This window comes from Gimesia sp. (genome assembly GCF_040219335.1).
GTDB lineage: Bacteria > Planctomycetota > Planctomycetia > Planctomycetales > Planctomycetaceae > Gimesia.
The window spans coordinates 273,390-292,229 of sequence record NZ_JAVJSQ010000010.1 but is presented as its reverse complement, the minus strand read 5'-3'; the positions used below and the strand labels follow the sequence as shown (position 1 = coordinate 292,229).

At 53.9% G+C, this 18,840-nt stretch carries 15 protein-coding genes; 8 read left to right on the top strand and 7 right to left on the bottom strand.

Annotation, left to right across the window (positions count from 1 at the left end):
* The first annotated feature begins 212 nt into the window (after positions 1-212).
* Positions 213-1,052, top strand: a complete 840-nt coding sequence (locus tag RID21_RS10410; RefSeq protein WP_350188651.1) for an alpha/beta hydrolase — start codon at positions 213-215, stop codon at positions 1,050-1,052.
* A gap of 408 nt (positions 1,053-1,460) precedes the next feature.
* Here RID21_RS10410 and RID21_RS10405 read toward each other — a convergent pair whose 3' ends face one another.
* The 3 genes from RID21_RS10405 to RID21_RS10395 all read right to left on the bottom strand — a co-directional run bounded on the left by RID21_RS10405 (position 1,461) and on the right by RID21_RS10395 (position 4,837).
* A complete protein-coding gene (locus RID21_RS10405; protein WP_350188649.1) occupies positions 1,461-1,817 on the bottom strand; it encodes a hypothetical protein in 357 nt (118 codons plus the stop codon).
* A 56-nt stretch (positions 1,818-1,873) separates the two neighbouring features.
* Complete coding sequence (locus tag RID21_RS10400) at positions 1,874-2,266, bottom strand: hypothetical protein (protein ID WP_350188647.1); 393 nt, start codon at positions 2,264-2,266, stop codon at positions 1,874-1,876.
* Between the two features lie 1,194 nt (positions 2,267-3,460).
* The gene (locus tag RID21_RS10395; RefSeq protein WP_350188645.1) at positions 3,461-4,837 is read right to left on the bottom strand and encodes a DUF1501 domain-containing protein; all 1,377 of its coding nucleotides are present in this window, start codon (positions 4,835-4,837) and stop codon (positions 3,461-3,463) included.
* A gap of 616 nt (positions 4,838-5,453) precedes the next feature.
* Between RID21_RS10395 and ilvB the strand changes: the two genes are divergently transcribed.
* The 4 genes from ilvB to gad all read left to right on the top strand — a co-directional run bounded on the left by ilvB (position 5,454) and on the right by gad (position 10,534).
* Entirely contained in the window at positions 5,454-7,235 is a 1,782-nt protein-coding gene (gene ilvB / locus RID21_RS10390) for a biosynthetic-type acetolactate synthase large subunit (protein ID WP_350188643.1), read from the top strand.
* A gap of 69 nt (positions 7,236-7,304) precedes the next feature.
* Positions 7,305-7,499 carry a hypothetical protein gene (locus tag RID21_RS10385; protein ID WP_350188641.1) on the top strand — a complete coding sequence of 65 codons (195 nt, stop codon included), beginning with the start codon at positions 7,305-7,307 and terminating at the stop codon, positions 7,497-7,499.
* A 98-nt stretch (positions 7,500-7,597) separates the two neighbouring features.
* Positions 7,598-9,031, top strand: a complete 1,434-nt coding sequence (locus tag RID21_RS10380) for a hypothetical protein (protein WP_350188639.1) — start codon at positions 7,598-7,600, stop codon at positions 9,029-9,031.
* A gap of 114 nt (positions 9,032-9,145) precedes the next feature.
* Entirely contained in the window at positions 9,146-10,534 is a 1,389-nt protein-coding gene (gene gad, locus RID21_RS10375; RefSeq protein ID WP_350188637.1) for a glutamate decarboxylase, read from the top strand.
* Positions 10,535-10,554: 20 nt separating this feature from the next.
* Here the strand turns inward: gad and RID21_RS10370 are convergent, their stop codons facing one another.
* Positions 10,555-10,965 (bottom strand): hypothetical protein, encoded by a 411-nt coding sequence (locus tag RID21_RS10370; protein ID WP_350188635.1) that lies wholly within the window; start codon positions 10,963-10,965, stop codon positions 10,555-10,557.
* Positions 10,966-11,088: 123 nt separating this feature from the next.
* Complete coding sequence (locus RID21_RS10365) at positions 11,089-12,105, bottom strand: DUF1559 domain-containing protein (protein ID WP_350188633.1); 1,017 nt, start codon at positions 12,103-12,105, stop codon at positions 11,089-11,091.
* A gap of 640 nt (positions 12,106-12,745) precedes the next feature.
* Here RID21_RS10365 and RID21_RS10360 point away from each other — a divergent pair.
* Entirely contained in the window at positions 12,746-13,528 is a 783-nt protein-coding gene (locus RID21_RS10360) for a 3-keto-disaccharide hydrolase (RefSeq protein ID WP_502892608.1), read from the top strand.
* Positions 13,529-13,533: 5 nt separating this feature from the next.
* Here the strand turns inward: RID21_RS10360 and RID21_RS10355 are convergent, their stop codons facing one another.
* Positions 13,534-15,108: an alkaline phosphatase D family protein gene (locus RID21_RS10355; protein ID WP_350188631.1), complete on the bottom strand. Its 1,575-nt coding sequence runs from the start codon at positions 15,106-15,108 to the stop codon at positions 13,534-13,536.
* 228 nt (positions 15,109-15,336) lie between these two features.
* Between RID21_RS10355 and RID21_RS10350 the strand changes: the two genes are divergently transcribed.
* Entirely contained in the window at positions 15,337-16,122 is a 786-nt protein-coding gene (locus RID21_RS10350; protein WP_350188629.1) for an SGNH/GDSL hydrolase family protein, read from the top strand.
* A 34-nt stretch (positions 16,123-16,156) separates the two neighbouring features.
* Here RID21_RS10350 and RID21_RS10345 read toward each other — a convergent pair whose 3' ends face one another.
* Entirely contained in the window at positions 16,157-17,461 is a 1,305-nt protein-coding gene (locus RID21_RS10345) for a polysaccharide pyruvyl transferase family protein (protein WP_350188627.1), read from the bottom strand.
* 308 nt (positions 17,462-17,769) lie between these two features.
* On the opposite strand from RID21_RS10345, the gene RID21_RS10340 reads away from it, so the two are divergent.
* Positions 17,770-18,804, top strand: coding sequence for a hypothetical protein (locus RID21_RS10340; protein WP_350188625.1), 1,035 nt, complete (start codon positions 17,770-17,772; stop codon positions 18,802-18,804).
* Positions 18,805-18,840 lie beyond the last annotated feature (36 nt).

Sequence of the window (18,840 nt, the reverse complement as noted above, 5' to 3'; positions counted from 1 at the left end):
CCTGTTGCCTGCGGCAATCACGGATTGCATCCGCGACCACCCTGTTTTTTTAGTGAGCGGAATGGCGCTCAGGGTTGGTGGGCTGGTTATTGTTGCCCTAACTTGTGGTCTGACAGGGGCATAGACGATTCGAGCCCCCTCCGAGAGATCAACATTGACTGATTGGATGTAGATCGCGTACGCTCCGTCGCTTCTTTCTCTCGGAGATCATCATGCGACTCTGTTGCCAACTTGTGTGGGGGCTGTTGTTGCTGCCGGCTGGTTGTGCCTCGCTGGGGCCGCTTTCGCCGCTGGTTCCGGTCGAACGTGCGCTGGTTTATTATCCGAGTCCCTTTCCTGAATCGGCCGCGCTGCCCGAGAATCTCCCCTTTGAGGAGGCGTGGTTCGAAGCGGAAGATGGCACCAGTCTGCATGGCTGGTACCTGGATCATCCGGAACCGCGGGCGGTGGCGCTGTTTTGTCACGGCAATGCGGGGAACATTGTCAGCCGGGGCGAATCGCTGAAAATCCTGAATGAACGTCATGGACTCGCTGTGATGACCTTTGATTACCGGGGATACGGCAAGAGTGAGGGCAAGCCAAACGAACGCGGGATCCTGCAGGACGCGCGGGCGGCTCGTGCCTGGCTGGCCTCACGCGCCGGCGTTAAGGAGACGGATATCGTCGTTATGGGACGTTCGCTAGGAGGCGCGGTCGCTGTGGACCTGGCGGCGAAAGATGGTGCGCGGGGACTTGTGCTCGCCAGCACGTTCTCTTCGCTTCCTGATGCTGCAGCCCATCATTTCCCCTGGATCCTGCCCAGTCTGAACATGACGCAGCGGTTGAACTCAGCCGGGAAGATTGGGAACTATGAGGGACCGTTGCTGCAAAGTCATGGCGACAACGATCAACTGATCCCTATCAAACTGGGACGAAAGCTGTTCGACGCGGCCGGCGGTCCGAAACAGTTCGTCGTCCTGCCGGGCGGAGGTCACAACGATCCGCAGACCGAAGAGTACCGCCGCGTATTCGACGAGTTCATTGCTTCCCTGCCTGCCGCCGGTACCCGCTGAGTTCTGTTTACCGGTTCGCGATATTCAGCTAGGGGGGGGGCGTTTCGTTTGCTTAGAATTGACCGTTTGTGTTTTGGGCTGGCGATGACTCGCAAACCGAAGCGCTGACATCCCGGGGACGCAACACTGACAGTTTCCTGCTCGCTGCGCTCGGCCCGAATTTTATTCGGGCTCACCCTGTTTTTTTAATGAGCGGAATGGCGCTAGCCACCGGTAGCTGGGTTGATGGTGGATCGATTTACCGGCAGCTAGCGCTTTGCCGCTCACGGTTGGTGGGCGTGATGTGATTACCCTTGGGCGATGAAACTGGTGGTATGTCGCCAGGCGGGCGGGCAGACACCGTCCGACGTTCGCATAGTTTGGTTTCATAGATCTGGATTGAACTGTTGCGCTGATAGCTGGAATCATTCAGGGGGCAGCCCAGAATGTTTCGCCTTCCTGGTCATAGATTTTAATATGGCTCTCGCGGTTCTGATCAATCAGCATTGTCATTCCCAGGGTGCCGGTTTCATCACACAGCATGATGCCTGTCTGGCCCGTGTCAATCGCCCCGATAGCGGCCTGCGTGCTGGCATCGGAATTCAGAATTCGAATACCTGGCTCGTCTGCAGAGATGCCGATCTTGATCCGCTCACAACCCTGGCTGTCAATAAACTGCAGGTAAGGCTCCCCCTCCACAAAACCCAAGCGCGCCCGTACGTTTCCTTGCGCATCGACCAGTTGAAATTCTTCGGCCTGAATTACTTCTTTGATTTCTTCGGTCATCTATGTATTCCCTGTTCGAGAAGGGTCATCGAGAAGTTGATTACCGCCTGACTCGCTTATTGCTGACTTTGAGAACTCGTCCAGCAGACATTACACAAAATCTCAATCCCTCTTTCTTCCACTTCGGGATCATAGATATTGATCTTACCGGGATAACCTGGCCGAACCTCCAGCGTCGTTCCCAGCAATCCCCGTTCATCGTTGATCATCACCCCGGAAGTTTCTGGAAAGATACAACCGATGATCAATGAAGTGCTGGCATTAGAATTCAATAACCCTACCCCCGGATGGTCATTAGCGATTCCAATACTGACTCTTTCGTGATAAACACTGTCGATGAGCCGTATACGTGGGGAATCATCGGAGCCATAAAACCCCAGTCGACCGCGAGTATCTCCCTGAGGATCTTTCAACAGAAACTCTCGAGCGACTACTGTTTTTTCTACCATCGACACTGCTTTCCAAACGAGAGTGAGTAAGACCAGGAACCTGACGAGTATCTTAGTACATCGGTCACAAAATAGACAATGGGGTTCTGCGACCTCCTGTTGCCTGCGGCAATCACGGATTGCATCCGCGACCACCCTGTTTTTATTTGAGCAGGGAGGAGTTCGTCAGCGGTAACGCGGAACATTATCAACCATGCGGCCTGTACCCGCTGAGTTCTGTTTACCGGTTCGCGATATTCAGCTAGGGGTGGTCGTTTCGTTTTCTTAGAATGGACCGTTTGTGTTTTGGGCTGGCGATGGCTCACAATCGGAAGTGCTGACTCCCCGGGGGCGCAACACTAACAGTTTCCTGCTCGCTGCGCTCGGCCCGAATTTTATTCGGGCTCACCCTGTTTTTATAGTGAGCGGAATAGCGCCAGCCACCGGTAGCTGGGTTGATGGTGGATCGATTTACCGGCGGCTGGCACCTGGCCGCTCAGAGTTGGGGGGCGTGATGTGATTTCCCTTGGACGTTGAAGCGGGTGGCGGGTCGCCAGGTGGTATCTGTTGTTTAATATATTTACTCGGAAGATTGTCATGATACGCATTCATTTTTGGAAAGGGGACAGAGGGGGCAGGACAGAATTTTGTCCTGGTGTGCCCAGATTTTGTCCCAGTCTGTCCCGGATTTTGTCCTGGTCTGGCCGGGTTTTGTCCTGGTGTGTCATGCACAGATTGCAGGGAGCATCGCGAACAGGTTCGGCTTGTTCCAGTGGAGATCAGCTGAAAAGCAGGTGTGGCTGGCTCACTGTTTTTCCAGAAACCTTACCCGGTTCAACGTCCTCGCGCGCGAGCCAGATGGGAACAAGATACGCTTTGGCGGGAGGCGATCAAGGGGAGTTCGTTCAGGTGGGAGTGGAGGACGTTCAGTGGGGAGATTTGCAGGTGTGGATTGCTGTAGTACCCGGCATGGGATCTACGCCTGTTTTTTCGATGGTTTCCTATAGAAGAATGAGGATGTGTTTCTCTTCAGACTACATCAACCCTGTCACCTCCTGTTGCCTGCGGCAATCACGGATTACATCCGCGACCACCCGGAGGATGTTCTTCCGGTTCCTATCGCAGGAGTTCACTCAGAAAGTGAGTCACCAGGCGGGCGGGCACACAGGCACCGCCCCTACAGATGGCGCTGATCGGTTTTCGGAAACGATTCGATCAACTGAGTTCGGGGATGGGGGATCCTTTGGGGAGGATGGGCATGGGACGACCACTGTGATCGAGGAAGGCGTGGTGGTGATCGATGCCCAGGAAGCGGTAGACGGTTGCGAGCAGATCGTTGGGATCAAGCTTGTTGTCTTTGGCGTAGGCACCGTTGGCGGTAGTCGAACCGATCACCTGTCCCATCTTCATCCCACCGCCGGAAACGAGGACCGACATCGCGCCGGGCCAGTGATCGCGACCGGGCTGCATGATTTTGGAACGGGTTCCCTTCTGAGGATTGATGCGGGGGGTGCGACCGAACTCGCCAGACACGATGACCATCACTTTTTCATCCAGCCCGCGATCGTAGATATCTTCCACCAGCGCGGAGACGGCACGGTCGAAAATGGGGAGGCGACCGCGGAGGTCGTCGTAGAGGTGACCGTTAACAGCGTGAATATCCCAGTTGCCGGCGCAACCCTGGACGCCGGGGTTCTGCATCTGCATGGTGACGAAGCTGCAGCCCGCTTCAACCAGGCGGCGGGCCAGCAGGGCGCGCTGTCCCCATTTGTGACGTCCGTATTTTTCGCGGGTGGCGTCGCTCTCCTGCGACATGTCAAACGCGTTGCGGGCCTTGTCGCTGGTGAGCATGTTCAAGGCTTTGCTGTTGAACTTGTCGATCGAAGCGAGCGAACCGTTCTGATCGATGTCGCGGCGCATCTGGTCGAAGGAGGTCAGCAACGTCATGCGATCATCGAGACGCTCTTTGAGCTTATCGTCCATGGTGATGTTGGGGACCTGAAAGTTGTCCAGGTTCGGATCGGCGCCCACGACGAAGGGGAGGGCCGACTCACCCAGATAGGCGCTGCCGCCACCATAGACGCGGGGTTGATTCCCGATGTAGTTGGGCAGACCGTTATTCACGTGTTCGCGCATGCGGGAGACAATGGGGCCGATGGTTGGAAACTGCGAGATGGGGTCAAGGGGCCGCAGCGGATCGCGGCCGGAGAGGAACCGCCCTGCTCCGCCGGCGTGGTTGGCAAAACCGTGGGAGATCGATCGGATGACCGTAAAGCGATCCGCGACTTTCGCGTGCAGGGGAAGATGCTCGCAGATATCCATACCGGGCACATTGGTGTGAATCGGATTGAACTCCCCCCGGTATTCCACCGGGGCGTTGGGCTTGAGGTCATATGTTTCCATATGACTGGGTCCGCCCTGCAGCCAGATGAGAATCACAGAGGTATCGGGGGTCGACTTATGGGGTGCTGCACTGGCGGCGCGGAGGCGCAACAGGTCAGCCAGACTCAATCCGCCGAGTGTCAGGAATCCGGCCTGGAGAAAAGAACGTCGAGACTGGAGCGCCTGAAGCGGTGTCGCAGGACGATTCATTGTGATTACCTCGGCTGGCTGTGTTGGTGGGAAATTCAGGTGTCTGGCTCAAAGTCTCTGCTGCAGGGTCCCCATTCACGGTGGTCGGGCAGCAGCAGAGCATCACTTAAACACTTGCTTATATATCGTATCAAAAAGGATCCGAGGATCCAAACTTTTCCCAGCCGGAATGGGACTGATCTGCGATTTCGTCGTTCAATTGGACGTAAATCAATGAAATTTATTAACTTATAGCCATCCATATTTTGGAGACTCGTGAATTTCTCACTCAGGACAGCGTGGATACGGTCAGGAGTGACTTAACCTGAATAATCGAAACAGGTTTTGTAACCCGTTAGCAGAGGCTGATTAATGCGAATGTCTCTGGACGAAAATCGGATTCTGAGCAGGAAATGACTCGTTATTGTCCCCCGGAGTAGATAGAATTGAGAACGAAATCAGTCTTTGATTTTCCCAAACCGAACATCAGGCGTACGAGGTGCGTCTACAGGTTTGTCTGTTATGGTGACAGCAAACGCTGATCGAGCAGGTTCCCGCCTGAAACCGACGCGGGGATCTGAGATCAGTCAGATAGAATTTCAGAGTTTTAAAGATCATCGAAAAGAAGGGTGAAACAGTGGCCACTGCCAACGAAAAAGAGACGAAAACGACTACCATCAATGGCGCTGAGATTCTGGTTCAGGCATTGGTGCGGCAGGGCGTCAAGACGATCTTCGCCTACCCCGGCGGTTGCAGCATGCCTCTGCATCAGGCTTTGATGAAATACAAAGACGACATCCGCACCCTGCTGCCCCGCCACGAACAGGGTGGTGGTTTCGCAGCCCAGGGGATTGCCCGGACAACGGGTGATGTGGGCGTGTGTATGGCGACCAGTGGTCCCGGTGCAACCAACCTGGTAACGGCCCTGGCGGATGCCAAGCTGGACAGTATTCCGATGGTGGCGATTACCGGTCAGGTGCCGCAGGCTGTCATCGGTAGCGACGCGTTCCAGGAAACGCCGATGGTTGAAATTTCCCGCGCCATCACCAAACACACCTACATGGTTACCGACGTAAAAGACGTCGCCCGCATCGTGAAGGAAGCCTTCTTCATTGCGAACACCGGCCGTCCGGGTCCCGTGCTGATCGACTTCCCCAAAGACTGTCAGCTGGCCACACTCGATGCCGAGCCTGATTACGATCCCGAAACCTATCTGCCCGGTTATCGTCCCGAGTTGCGGAAAGCGGCTCCCGAACAGATCAAACAGATTCTGGCAGCGATCAAACGTTCCAAGAAACCCATTTTATACGTCGGTGGTGGTGCCATCATTTCCGACGCTTCCGAAGAACTCGTGAAGTTCGCCCGTAAGACAAACATTCCCGTAACCACGACCGTAATGGGACTGGGCGTATTTCCCGGTGACGATCCCCTGAGTCTGGACATGCTGGGGATGCACGGCACCGTGTATGCGAACTATGCCGTCAACGAAGCCGACCTGCTGCTGGCATTCGGCGTGCGGTTTGACGACCGCGTGACCGGTAAGCTCGAAGAGTTCGCCAAGCATGGTAAGATTGTGCACGTGGACATCGACCCGTCTGAGCTGCAGAAAAACAAGGAAGCTCACATTCCGATCAATGCGGATCTGAAACACGTTCTTGCCGCACTGAACGAAGCGATCACCGATGATGACCTGCCGCAGGTTGATAACTGGCTGGCCCAGGTCAAAGAATGGAAAGAAAAGTACCCGCTCAAGTATCCCGAGCTGGGCGATGTGATGTCGCAGCAATATGCGATTCACGAACTCTGGCAGCAGACCAAAGACAAAGATCCTTACATCACCGTAGGCGTTGGTCAGCACCAGATGTGGGCGGCTCAGTTTTACAAGTTCAACAAACCCCGCCACTGGCTCAGCAGTTCAGGACTGGGAACGATGGGCTTCGGTCTGCCCGCAGCGATGGGCGTTCAGGCTCAGTTCCCTGATTCGCTGGTGGTTGACATTGACGGCGACGGTTCGATGCTGATGAACGTCCAGGAAATGGCAACACTCCACACTGAAAACCTGCCGGTGAAAATCCTGCTGTTGAACAACCAGCACCTGGGTATGGTGGTGCAGTGGGAAGACCGCTTCATGGAAGGTCGTCGTGCTCATACTTACCTGGGCCCCGTGCACCATCCCGAATGGGAGGGCAAAGGTTCCGGTGATCATGGGGAAGTCACTTATCCTGACTTCGTCTCGATCGCGAGAGGATTCGGCCTGAAAGCGAAACAGGTTCGCTCTAAAGCCGAGTACCCGGCTGCCCTGGCGGAGATGCTGGCCTCAGACGAGCCTTACCTGCTGGACGTGATCTGTACTTACCAGGAACACGTGCTGCCGATGATTCCCAGCGGTGGAACCGTGAACGACATCATCACTGAGTAATCGACGGTCACCTGACCTGGCACAGGAAACGGATTGAAACAAACCCGGTATTGAACAGGAGTAACGTCAATGCTGATTGCTGCGCCACTGGGTCAGGACCCTGGTTATCTTGTGGGCTGGGGAACGCTGTCATTGATCAACGCCGGCCTCGCTCAGGGTAAAAACCGGAGCGGGCTGGTCTGGTTTCTGATCTCTCTATTACTGGGTCCGATCGCGACGTTCATTCTGGTCACTTTCTGCGAGAAGCTGCCCGGGCCTCAATAAAGTGTAAAAAAATTCCCCCTGTGGGGTGGAGAAAAAATCTGACGGGCCGATAAGATAAAGGACTCTGAGAGTCCATTCTGCTTCTTTACGAGGGAATCATGAGTCAGCAGAGACAAATCGGCGTGACCGTCTTACCGGAGTATCTGCAGTACGAGGGAGTCGAAAATGTGCTCGACAATCTCATGCAGCGGGCAGGGGTGACTGCCGTCTCCACCTCGCCTTACGTCATGCAACTGGCCGACGTACAGACCGGGGTCCGCGAGCCCCCTGCGGATGCGGGAGCCGGCCAGGTCCGCCTGCTGGACCGTCCCCTCTGGGAAGGGAAGCGGGAGCTGTGGGTGCGAACGTCCCCGAGCTTCGTCCCCGATGAAAGGCTCTATGCAGATTTGCGCTATCAGCCAGCGAGTGCCGATGAACTGACACATCGCGAAGGTCAGGTGGTAGCCCACTTCATTGAAGCGGCCCATGACCGCGGCCTGGAAGTCTATTTCCAGGTGCAGGCTGCGATCCCACCCGGGTATCGTGTGCAGTTTGGAGGCCCGGTCGAAGAAGATATTCCCCGCCTGCCCGATGGTTCGCTCCCGCGGAAACGCGTCGCGAATAACGGCAGCCTGGCCAGCCCGCACATCATCGAATACCAGCATGCGTTGATTCGCGATCTGTTACAGCATTACCCGGATATCGATGGCATTCGCTTCGACTGGCCCGAGTATCCGCCTTACTTCCTGGATTCGGCGTTCTTCGATTTCAGCGACCATGCACGACGGGCAGCCGACCGACTCGGCTACCACTTCGAACAGATGCGAGAAGACTCGCTGGCTTTGTATCAGAAGCTCAACGGTGGGCTGACGAACTTCGACCTGGATAACTGGCTCGCCGAAGAAAATCAGGCCGCGAACTTCACGGTCTGGCTCAACGATCATTTCCCCGGGGCGTCCGCGATGCTGCTGCTCAAGGCGCAGCTTTCCAAAGAACTGCTGGCCGGTTTCCGCCAGACAATGGACGACGCCGGGAAGCCGAACGTCGAACTCGCGCCCAGCGCGTTTCCGCCTCCCTGGTCGATTATTTCGGGGATGAACTATTCGCTGGCAGCGAAATACTGTAATTCGGTCAGCGTCAAACTGTATGGCATGCACTGGTCGATGATTCTCAGATCCTACGGTGACCAACTGCTGGCAGCGAACCCGGGGCTCTCGGAAACATTGCTGGTTCGCGCTTTGTTCAAATTCCTGGATATCACCGATGCCGATCCGCCGGAACGACTTTCTGAAGTCTATTACCCCGGCCCTGATGAACCGCATCTCTCTGGTCCGCTGGCTCAAGAGCGAAAAATCCTGGCAGCCCGTAAGCTGGCGAGACCGATGCCGATTTATGCGCTTGCTCACGGCTATGGTCCCACAGAAGATTTCCGCGAGCGGATGCAGACCGCAACTGATATCAGTCCGGATGGCGTCTGGGTCAATCGCTACTGTTACCTGAATGACGATAAGCTGGACATCATTGGACAGTGCGCCGTGGGTTGTAATACATAAAATTTGAGAGAAAAACTGATCGGTGACTCGATCGATATTTAATTCTTCGAGTCATTCAGTAGGATAGCAGTAACCCGCTCTTTCACCGGTTGAACATCCAGGAGGGAACTGCTCATGCTGCACGGCCAGAAAAATCCGCACGAAGACGATCGCGATTCAGTCATCACCCCCGCTTACGGCGGCCGCTACATTCGGGAGCCAGTCCCCAAATACCAGATGCCCCAGGATGGCCTGCCTCCCAAAGTCGCTTACAACCTGATTCGTGACGAGCTGATTCTGGACGGCAACTCGCGACTGAACCTGGCAACATTCGTTACGACCTGGATGGAAGACGAAGCCCGGCAGTTGATGTCTGAAACGTTCGACAAGAACATGATCGACAAGGACGAGTATCCGCAGACGGCGGAAATCGAACTCCGCTGTACCAACATGCTGGCCCAGTTATGGAATTCTCCTTCAGAGGAAAACTCGATCGGCTGCTCGACCATCGGTTCCAGTGAAGCAGCGATGCTGGGTGGCATGGCGCTGAAATGGAACTGGCGCAAGCGCCGCGAAGCCCAGGGCAAACCAGCAGATAAACCAAACATGGTCATGGGCATCAACGTGCAGGTCTGCTGGGAAAAATTCTGTCGTTACTGGGAAATCGAACCCCGTTTCGTTCCCATGGAAGGGGATCGTTACTGCCTGACCGCGGAAGAAGCCGTCAAGCTGGTCGACGAAAACACCATCGGCGTGGTGGTTATTATGGGCAGCACCTTTGACGGTCGGTATGAAAATGTCAAAGAGGTCAACGACGCACTCACGAAACTCAACGCGGAGACCGGCTGGGACGTGCCGATTCACGTCGATGCGGCTTCCGGCGGATTCGTCGCACCATTCCTGCAACCCGATCTGGAATGGGACTTCCGCCTGCCACTGGTAAAATCAATCAATACATCCGGGCACAAGTTCGGTCTGGTGTATCCAGGTGTCGGCTGGGTGTTGTGGCGCAGCCGGGAGGAACTGCCCGAGGAACTGATCTTTCACTGTAACTATCTGGGGGGAGACCTGCCCAACTTTGCGCTGAACTTTTCCCGTCCCGGCAACCAGGTGGTGGCGCAGTACTTCAACTTCCTGCGACTGGGACATGAAGGTTATCGCGAGATTCACCAGACGTCGCAGGATGTGGCGATGTACCTCTCAGCGGGTATCGAGAAGCTGGGGCCGTTCGATCTGATTTCCGACGGCAGCGACATTCCCGTGTTCGCCTTCACCACCAACGAAAAAGCGAACTTCAACGTGTTTGACATATCCGACAAAGTTCGCGAACGAGGCTGGCTGGTTCCCGCCTATACCTTCCCGAAGAATCGGGAAGATCTGGCGGTACTGCGGTGCGTCTGCAAGGAAGGCTTCACCCGCGACATGGCAGACATGCTGCTGGGTGATCTGCAGCATGCCATCGACTACTTTGCTCAGCGTCCGGATCATGAACCGCAAGCCGGTGGTTCCAGTTTCCATCACTGAGCCATCGCGAGTTGTAACTACTATTTCAGATCGAATGTAAATTCATTCGTACCAGCTTTGACGTCAGCCTTGAGAGGACTTTCCTGCAGAGTCCGATACTGTTTGGGAATGTTCGGATACTCTTTTTCAGGAATCGGGTTATCCGGAGTTCCTTCAGGAGGAGTCACGGCAACGGAATAATTTCCCAATATGACTTCCTGCAGTTCAACCTGCCCGGATTCATTCAAGGGCCCTACTGCGCCTTCTCCCTTGCCGGTCATCATCAGGCGTACATTTCCCTCTGTCACGGGGGAACCATTGTGGGTAATGGTAATTGTAACTTCGGCTTTCTTCTTACCTTCTTCCGCGCTGCCACATCCACTCAAAGTGGTTACGACAGTCAGCAGCACGGCAGCCAGGAACGCGTTCGGCATCTCAAATCGCTGTAACATAATTTCAATTGATCCTGTTAGAAAAATCAGTTTATCTCAGCATGAGGAAAGCCCCCGATCCGGGTGACCGGGGGCTTTCGTGGTGTATCACGGGTCTGTATTCATATCTTCCTGAAAGGTTGATTAGAATTCACCCAATACCTGCCCATCGTTCTTGGAACAGAGATTCGCCAGAGTTCCGAAGTCCATGTTATCTGATACGAAACGGACACTACCATCGACGAGCAGCACATGCGTCCCTCCAGTGTGATAAGAGCCGAGTACCGTATTTGCCCCATAGGTACGGTAGGCTTCATCACCGGCTCCCGAGTTCCAGAAACTGTTCACGGAATACATGACGGTGGTTGTTCCCGATCCCCAGTTTGAGCCACTGCCCAGGGTATTCATTTTGGCAGAGGTTCCCATACCACTCCAGCCACCATAGTAGTTAGAACGACTGTCCTGACCATTCACCTGACCTGACTGTTCGCCGACGACGACCGTGTTGGAGGTTCCATCTTTTATGTCACGCATTCGGAAACAATCATTGGGAGCCAGTACCCCATTATTGCAATAGGTACCATTTCCATAACCGGCGCCGGTCGCCGAGCAGACATTTGTACGTCCTGCCGGATCCGGTGTCGCACCGGCGATACCGACGTAGTCCATGGTCTGTCCCAGGTCGTAATTGTTCTTCACGTTCACACTGTCGTTAGCATTGTTTCCATGTGGACTGGACGGGCAGTTGTAAACGGGAACACGTAAGGTCTTCAGCACTGCGTTGGAACCAGCGCCGGAACCATAGCCGTACGATCCACCACTGTTCTGCGAAGCGAATCCACCGGCAGTGGTACTCACGTCAAAGTTCATCTGGTTGTAAGCCGGAGCCTGATCCAGATAGGGTAGAATCGGTGCACGCCAGTTCGGGCGATAGTAAGGGCTCTGCTCACCAATGGGGAAGCGCAGGAAGGCATCGTGATAGTTGTGCAACGCCAGACCGAGCTGCTTCAAGTTATTCTTACACGTACTGCGACGTGCTGCTTCACGTGCCTGCTGAACGGCGGGCAGGAGAAGCGCGATTAAGATAGCAATAATGGCAATCACGACCAATAACTCGATCAGTGTGAAACCACGTTTGCGTACATTGTGCCTGCAAAACATAAAAGTTTCCTTTAGAAATAAATGGAGATATAACAACAAAGACGTAGAGGACAGTTCTTTCTTTAAACATCAAATACAGATCAGGCAGGACTCATGGGCAGGATCACACGAGTTTCTCAACTCAATTGTGAGGTAGCTGTGGAAGGACATCAGCACTCAAACCTGTGTCAGTCGTTTTTAGACGATAGACGAAGCTCCTGAAACTAACAACAACATGCTGCAATGACAATTAAAACGATTGACATGTAAAGTAAGCGAATTCTATGCCAAACATCGCCTGGGACGACTTCCTGCTCGAAATTCGATGTCGAACTATGAGGTCAACCGGCTGACTGTGTCAAACACGCTTCGGATCACTCTTTTTTTTACAAGTCGAAATTGATTGAGAAATCACTCTTTAGATTTGATTTCCCCTCGCGGATCGCTCACTATGAATCTAACCCGCAGGAGACGGGAAGAGTGTCTCTTTTATTAATATTTTTTAAATATTCTGCTCATAAAATAGATCGTATCAATCACTCTTTGCGCAGTAAAACGGCACTCTGATACAAAATCGGCTTGAAACATCATTGAGAAAACCTGTCCCCTGCTATAGAAATATCAAGCATAATCCACACGACTGTCATAAAAGGGAACCACTATGCGCTACACTTCTCTGGTCATTTGTCTGTCTATGTGTTTGACCACGCCTCTTACAGTATCTACCGCCCAGGCAGATGTGGGGGTCTCCGCCTCTGCTCCTTCCGATGCAGAAATCCTGCTGGATGGCAGTCGCGAAATGCTGGACCAGAAATGGACCTACTGGAAAGGCCCCCGCTTCGGTTCCTCGCTCCCCATCAAATGGAAAGTCGTCGAAGACCCGATCGACAAGGGTACGGTAATCCAGTCAGATGATCCGGCTGCAGCCGGGGGAAAATTCGGCGCGGCGGACATTGTCACCAAACAGAAATACGGCGACTTCCGTCTGCATGTCGAATTTCTGGTGATGAAACCAGGCGGCAACAGCGGCGTCTATCTGCAGAATCGCTATGAAATCCAGATCCTGGACGGCGACAAAACCAAACATGGAATGGGAGCCGTCATCAACAAAACCGAGTCTCCCTATCACGCTTACAATGGTACCGGCAAATGGAACGCTTACGACGTCACCTTTCGAGCCGCTCGCTTCAAAGATGGCAAGCTGGTTGAGAAGCCGCTGGTCACGGTCTACTTCAACGGCAAGAAAGTACACGAGAATGTCACCATCGACAAAGTCTGGGGCGGTGCGAATTCCGGTCTGGACGGTGGCAATGACAACGGTTTCGGCATCACCGACCGACCGGGCGGAATCAAGCTGCAGTGCGAAGGACACGACGTTCGTTTCCGGAACGTCTGGATCAAGCCCCTGGACCTGAAAACCGCCGACACCAGCTTCCAAAAGTAACGCGACTACTTCTTAAATGGAATGTCATGCTGGTAGAGCAGCTTTCCTTTCTCGTCGTGAAACAGAAAGGAAAGTGTCGCCGGCTGCTCTTTGTCGGCGGGCGTGACCTTCACCTCCAGAAATCCGCCCGACCGCGGATCCTGATAGTAAGGCTGCTTGATTTCCCCCTTGGCATCGGTCGACTTTGGATCGCCGGGCTTGCGGCCCAGTCGTGAGTTCGCATCGACCAGAGCCCCCGAGGAAAACTCTTCGAAACCGCTGGGATCGACCGAATGATACTGCCAGTGTCGATCACCGCAGACGATGAAGAAATTCTGCTGATCCAGGCCATTCTCTTTGAGCCACTTGAAGAATTCATCCCGCTCATGACGAAAGCCGCCAATGTCACAATGATTGTCGGTTTTACGGAGGTCATCGGGACCGATCATCGGCGTGGGTGAAATCAGCAGTTTATAAGTCGCATCACTCTCTTTGAGCGTCTTCTGCAACCAGGCTCTCTGCTCCTTCCCCCAGATCGTTTTTTCCGGACCATCTTCCATCGCATTCGGACTGCGGTACATCCGGTTTTCCGGCAGCCAGATTTGCAGATCCTTGCTCACCCGATGCGTGCGATACGTCTTCGCATCCTTGTCTCCCATAGGAGCCACCGGCAGTTGTTCGAGCATCATGTCCCGCCCTTCCTGGGGAGTCGGGTGATGATCGCCGGTATTGTCACCATCGTCGATGCGGTAATCGTGGTCGTCAATTTCCCAGTACGTCGGCACCTCCGCGAACAGGTCACGATAGCGGGGCTGAATGAACTGCTCGTGCCACTTCTGTCGCATTTCAGGAATCGTTTTCGCACGGGGATTATCGGGAGTATCGTAGTAAACGTTATCCCCGGTGCCGACGAAGAACAGCGGTTTGAGCTTCAGAATTGTCTCCAGTGCCGGGTACCCGAGGTGTTTATCGGGACCGGAATACGGCTGCGGAAGATTGGTGTTGTTCTCGATCAGATGCTGTTTTTTATCGATCCGGTCATCGCCATGAAATTTCGCATAATTCATGCCGGTCACTACCACGAACTTTACCGGTTCTGCCAGGGTCGGGCCGGGCAGAGTTTCAAAGTGAGCCACCGGTCCAGCATGTAGATGCTCGGCAGTCTTGCCAATCTCTGTTTTACATTCGTATTTCGTTCCGGGAGCCAGTCCGGTAAAAGCAGCCCGGGCGATAAAATCATGATCGGCAACCGCTTCGATTGTCTGGGGATTGTCTTTGATTTCCGCTCCCCCTTTAGCAGCGACGGGGTTCAGGGTAAAGCGGACCACACCCGACGTCCCTTTCACATCCCTGTCAACGAGCTTGTCAGTCTCTGTCAGACGCACCTGCACCAGTGCGCTGTCTGGAGTGAGTTCTCCCACCATAACGCCCATCCCTGCCAGTGGTTCTCCCGTGTGTGCTTCGGCATCATGATCACCTGCCTGCTGTTCATCGGGAATCGGTGCCGCTTCCCCCTGCTCGACCACCGGCGCCGGTGTCGTGGGTTTGGATTGTTCACAACCGAAAACAAATAACAGACAGCACAGACAGTAGAATCTCATGTTGAGCACTCCCTTGAAGAACAGTTCTGGATGTGAGAGGAAAATATATTCTATTGCTTAATCGCGCCGGTCCCAACTCAAAACGGCACAGAATTACCTTATTCGGCATTCACCCGTTGTTTTTGGAAAAACAGTTCAGAATCAACTTGCCGTCCATGAGCGTCTTTCTGCAGAATAGAAGTCACAACCGATCAACTCCCATGAATCTTCTATATTGAGAAACACACTATGAAAACGCTCAAACTGCTTCCGCTCCTGCTGCTCTGCCTGATCACCTTCTCACAGTCGGCCCTCGCCGAACAGGATGCCAAAGAAGCCTGGCAGAAACTGGTCCGCTCTCCTCGCTTCAACAAGCGCCCCGCATTCCAGTACGTCAAAAACAATCCTCAACTGCCGAATGTCCTGCTCTATGGAGATTCCATTTCCATCGCTTATACCGATGCCACTCGCGAGGCCCTCAAAGGCAAAGCCAACGTCTACCGCCTGTACTGCAACGGCGGCGATTCCTCTTCGTTTATTCAGAAGATGAAAACGATGCACGCCACCATGCAAAAAGACGACCTCAACGATCCCTGGAAATTTGACTGGGACGTGATTCACTTCAACGTCGGGCTGCACGACCTGAAGTACATGAATGGCAAACAGCTGGATCGGGTGAACGGCACCCAGGCGATTTCCCCCGCTGACTACGAAAAGAATCTAAGGGCCATCATCGCTTACCTCAAACAACTGGCCCCCAAAGCCAAACTGATTTTCGCAACGACCACACCCGTGCCCGAAGGAGAGCCGGGGCGGATCGCTGGTGACGCAGCGAAGTACAACCAGATCGCATTGAAGGTCCTCAAGGACTATCCCGAAATTGCCGTCGATGACCTGTATGCTTTCACAAAGCCGCAGCATGCCCAGTGGTGGACCAAACCGGGCAACGTGCACTTCAATACCGCCGGTGCCACCGCACAGGGGAAAGAGGTGGCCCGGGTCATCGAACAGCAACTCAAACCGAAACAGGATTAAGCAATCCTGCCGGGCTCAAAGGGATCCAGGTGATCTATTGCTGATCCAGGATCTCTTTGATCTCCCCCATCATTTCCTTCGATCGTGTATTCACCGTGTGCATGGCCCGGTCCACCTTGGACTGGGACAGCGCCGGTTTGGCATCGATTTTCAACAGGGCCCGGGTAATCTGTGAAGCGGGTTCATTGTCGATATCGAACAGCCATTCCGACAGACCGATATCGCGGAACATCCAGCGTTTGAGACCGTGGCGGGCACTCGCCAGATGCATCACCGGCGTTCCCATCGACAGCGCGATAATGCAGGAATGCGGTTCCATGGAGACAACGGCGATCGCCTGGGCATATACAGAAGCGGCTTCATCCACGTTCCAGAACGGATCGCGGTTGACGACGTAAGGCTTCACATCTTCGGGAAGCTGATCCAGAATCATCTTCTGGGCATGGATGATTTCCTTATCCACTTCAGGCGCGAGCAGCACTTTTTTCTTCGTCGTGCGAACCCAGTCGGTGATGACTGCCCGCAGTTTTTTGGTCCAGAGCTCGTTCTGTGCGATGTCTTCCTTCGTCGGCTGGGTGGGGTTCATCACGGTCCCTTTTTTCGCTTTCAGCTTGGGGGTATTGCTGCGGAGCGTGACGGTGATAAATTCCTTGGGTTTTAAATCGTGGGCTTTGAGCCAGGCATTCGCTTTTTTGTCATCGCGAACATCGATACCAAAACAGCCATCCGGACCGAAGGAGAGGGAAGGTGAAGTCACGCCGATCTTCCGCAGGTAATAAAACGATTCCACGTCACGTGTGTAAATCGCAGCCGCCCGGGAGAGCAGTTCACTCATCTTCGCTTCATCTTCCGGTGCAAAACCATCGAATGACTGTCCATACAGGACCAGCGGTTTATTGGTCGCCGTGCAGGCTTCAATAATGTAAATCGGCGGTGGCCAGAACTGGTTGAAGTGCATCCCGGAGTTGTAAAGAAACAGGTCGCTCTCATCGAAGGCTTTCTGCATCTCAGGATTATTGGCTTTACCGCGTGCATTCATTTTCCCCTGCACGATATTCACCTTGGGAAACCGCTGTTTGAGCATCGCGGTGACTTCATCGGTGGTCCGATGCAACCAAAGATTGACTTTCACGTCAGGCAGATACTCTTCCAGGTACCGCAGAGTTCCCGGCGTATGCCCGATATCACCGATGTTGACTGTCTGCCAGCCGGATCGCATGAAAATGGTTTTCTGTTTTGAATCATCCTCACCAGCTTCCAGTGCGGAAAGGGAAAACAGAGGGAGTGTTGCCAGCAGGATCAGCAGGCTTCGACGAGAGATTAAATCAGTAAAAGTCACGGGTGAGTTTCCTCCGGGCGAGTCAGTACAAAGTCGTTTTCGAGGCTGTCAATCAGACGCAGGCCTTCATCTTAACTGCTGTATAGAGCAGATAAAATCGGCTCCCGTTTATTTAACTTTCTTTTTTTGGGGTTACGAACCTGTCTGGTCTGCAAAACATAAAAAATGACTGGTCCCGAGTCTGCTCATCTCGGCAGCAACTGGAATCCAGACAAATACTACTGAACTATTGATAACAAGTCTGCTTCGCGGTATGTTGAATTGATTCCAATCGAAGCGCACCCCAGATTGAAGCGGGAGAACTGAGTGTGTTTGAAATTGAACCATCCAGATTTCTGAAGCAAAGTGCCAGGCTGCTGTACTGGTGGCGGTTGAGCAGGATGATGGTCGCTGAAAAGCCTGACCCCCGCGTGTTCAAGACCGCAGAATCCTTTCTGGCGGATACTGCGAAAGAGGCCTACGAAAATCTGCTCAAGCAAGGCAAACCCGTCTGGGGGAGCCTGGTCCAGGCGAATTCCATGATCTTTGAATGGGGCCAGCATAACCTGCCTGCTTCCTATATCTACTCTCCGGAAGACTACTTTGGGGACAACCCGAACCACCTGCTGGAAATTTCCAACCGTATCTTCGAATTAAAGGGAACGCAGACGGGTGATGCAGCCCTGGATGCCCTGGCGAACCGGATTACCGACGAGCGGAAGGATAGTTTTTCCTATCCTGTTCCCTACCAGGTCACCGATGGCCATGAAGTTTACCTGACTTCGGTCATGCTCTTCCGCGAGTCTCTGCCAGAGGGACGTCTGACGTCACGTCTGCTGCCTCTACTGGTAGACCCGCCCAACAACGGCCTCGCGGTCCCCCTGCCACTCATGTTCTGGTCGAAGAAATTGATAGGGTATCTGGGACCTGGCATCCGGGGTCAGATCAAAGAGGAAATCTGGAAAACGATCTGGCAGACGGAGGTCAGCCCCCCTGAGTTTCAGCCTGCACTGGGAGGCGATCGAGAGATCCGTGATGATGAGATCGACTGGCTGATTGAAACACCACCTATCAAAATCTCCGCGACAGCGCACCACGTTCTCAGAGATCACCTGCTCAGCGCCGGCCATCTGGCCATTGGCGCCATTCTGGTCTTTAAAGAGGAAGACGAGATCGGACTGTCACTGATGAAGCGGGGCGACAATGAACCCTGTGCAAAGTTCATGCTCGAAGATGTGATGTACTGTTTCCCTTCCGGACAATTTAATGAGCGAGAAGGGGTAAAAATTGATTATCAAAACGGCCCCTTCCAACGGGGGATGATCTTCGAAGAGATCTTCGCGGAAGCCCCTACCTTTCATTGAAGCGTGAAAGTGCAACAACTGTTTCTTGAGAGAAGA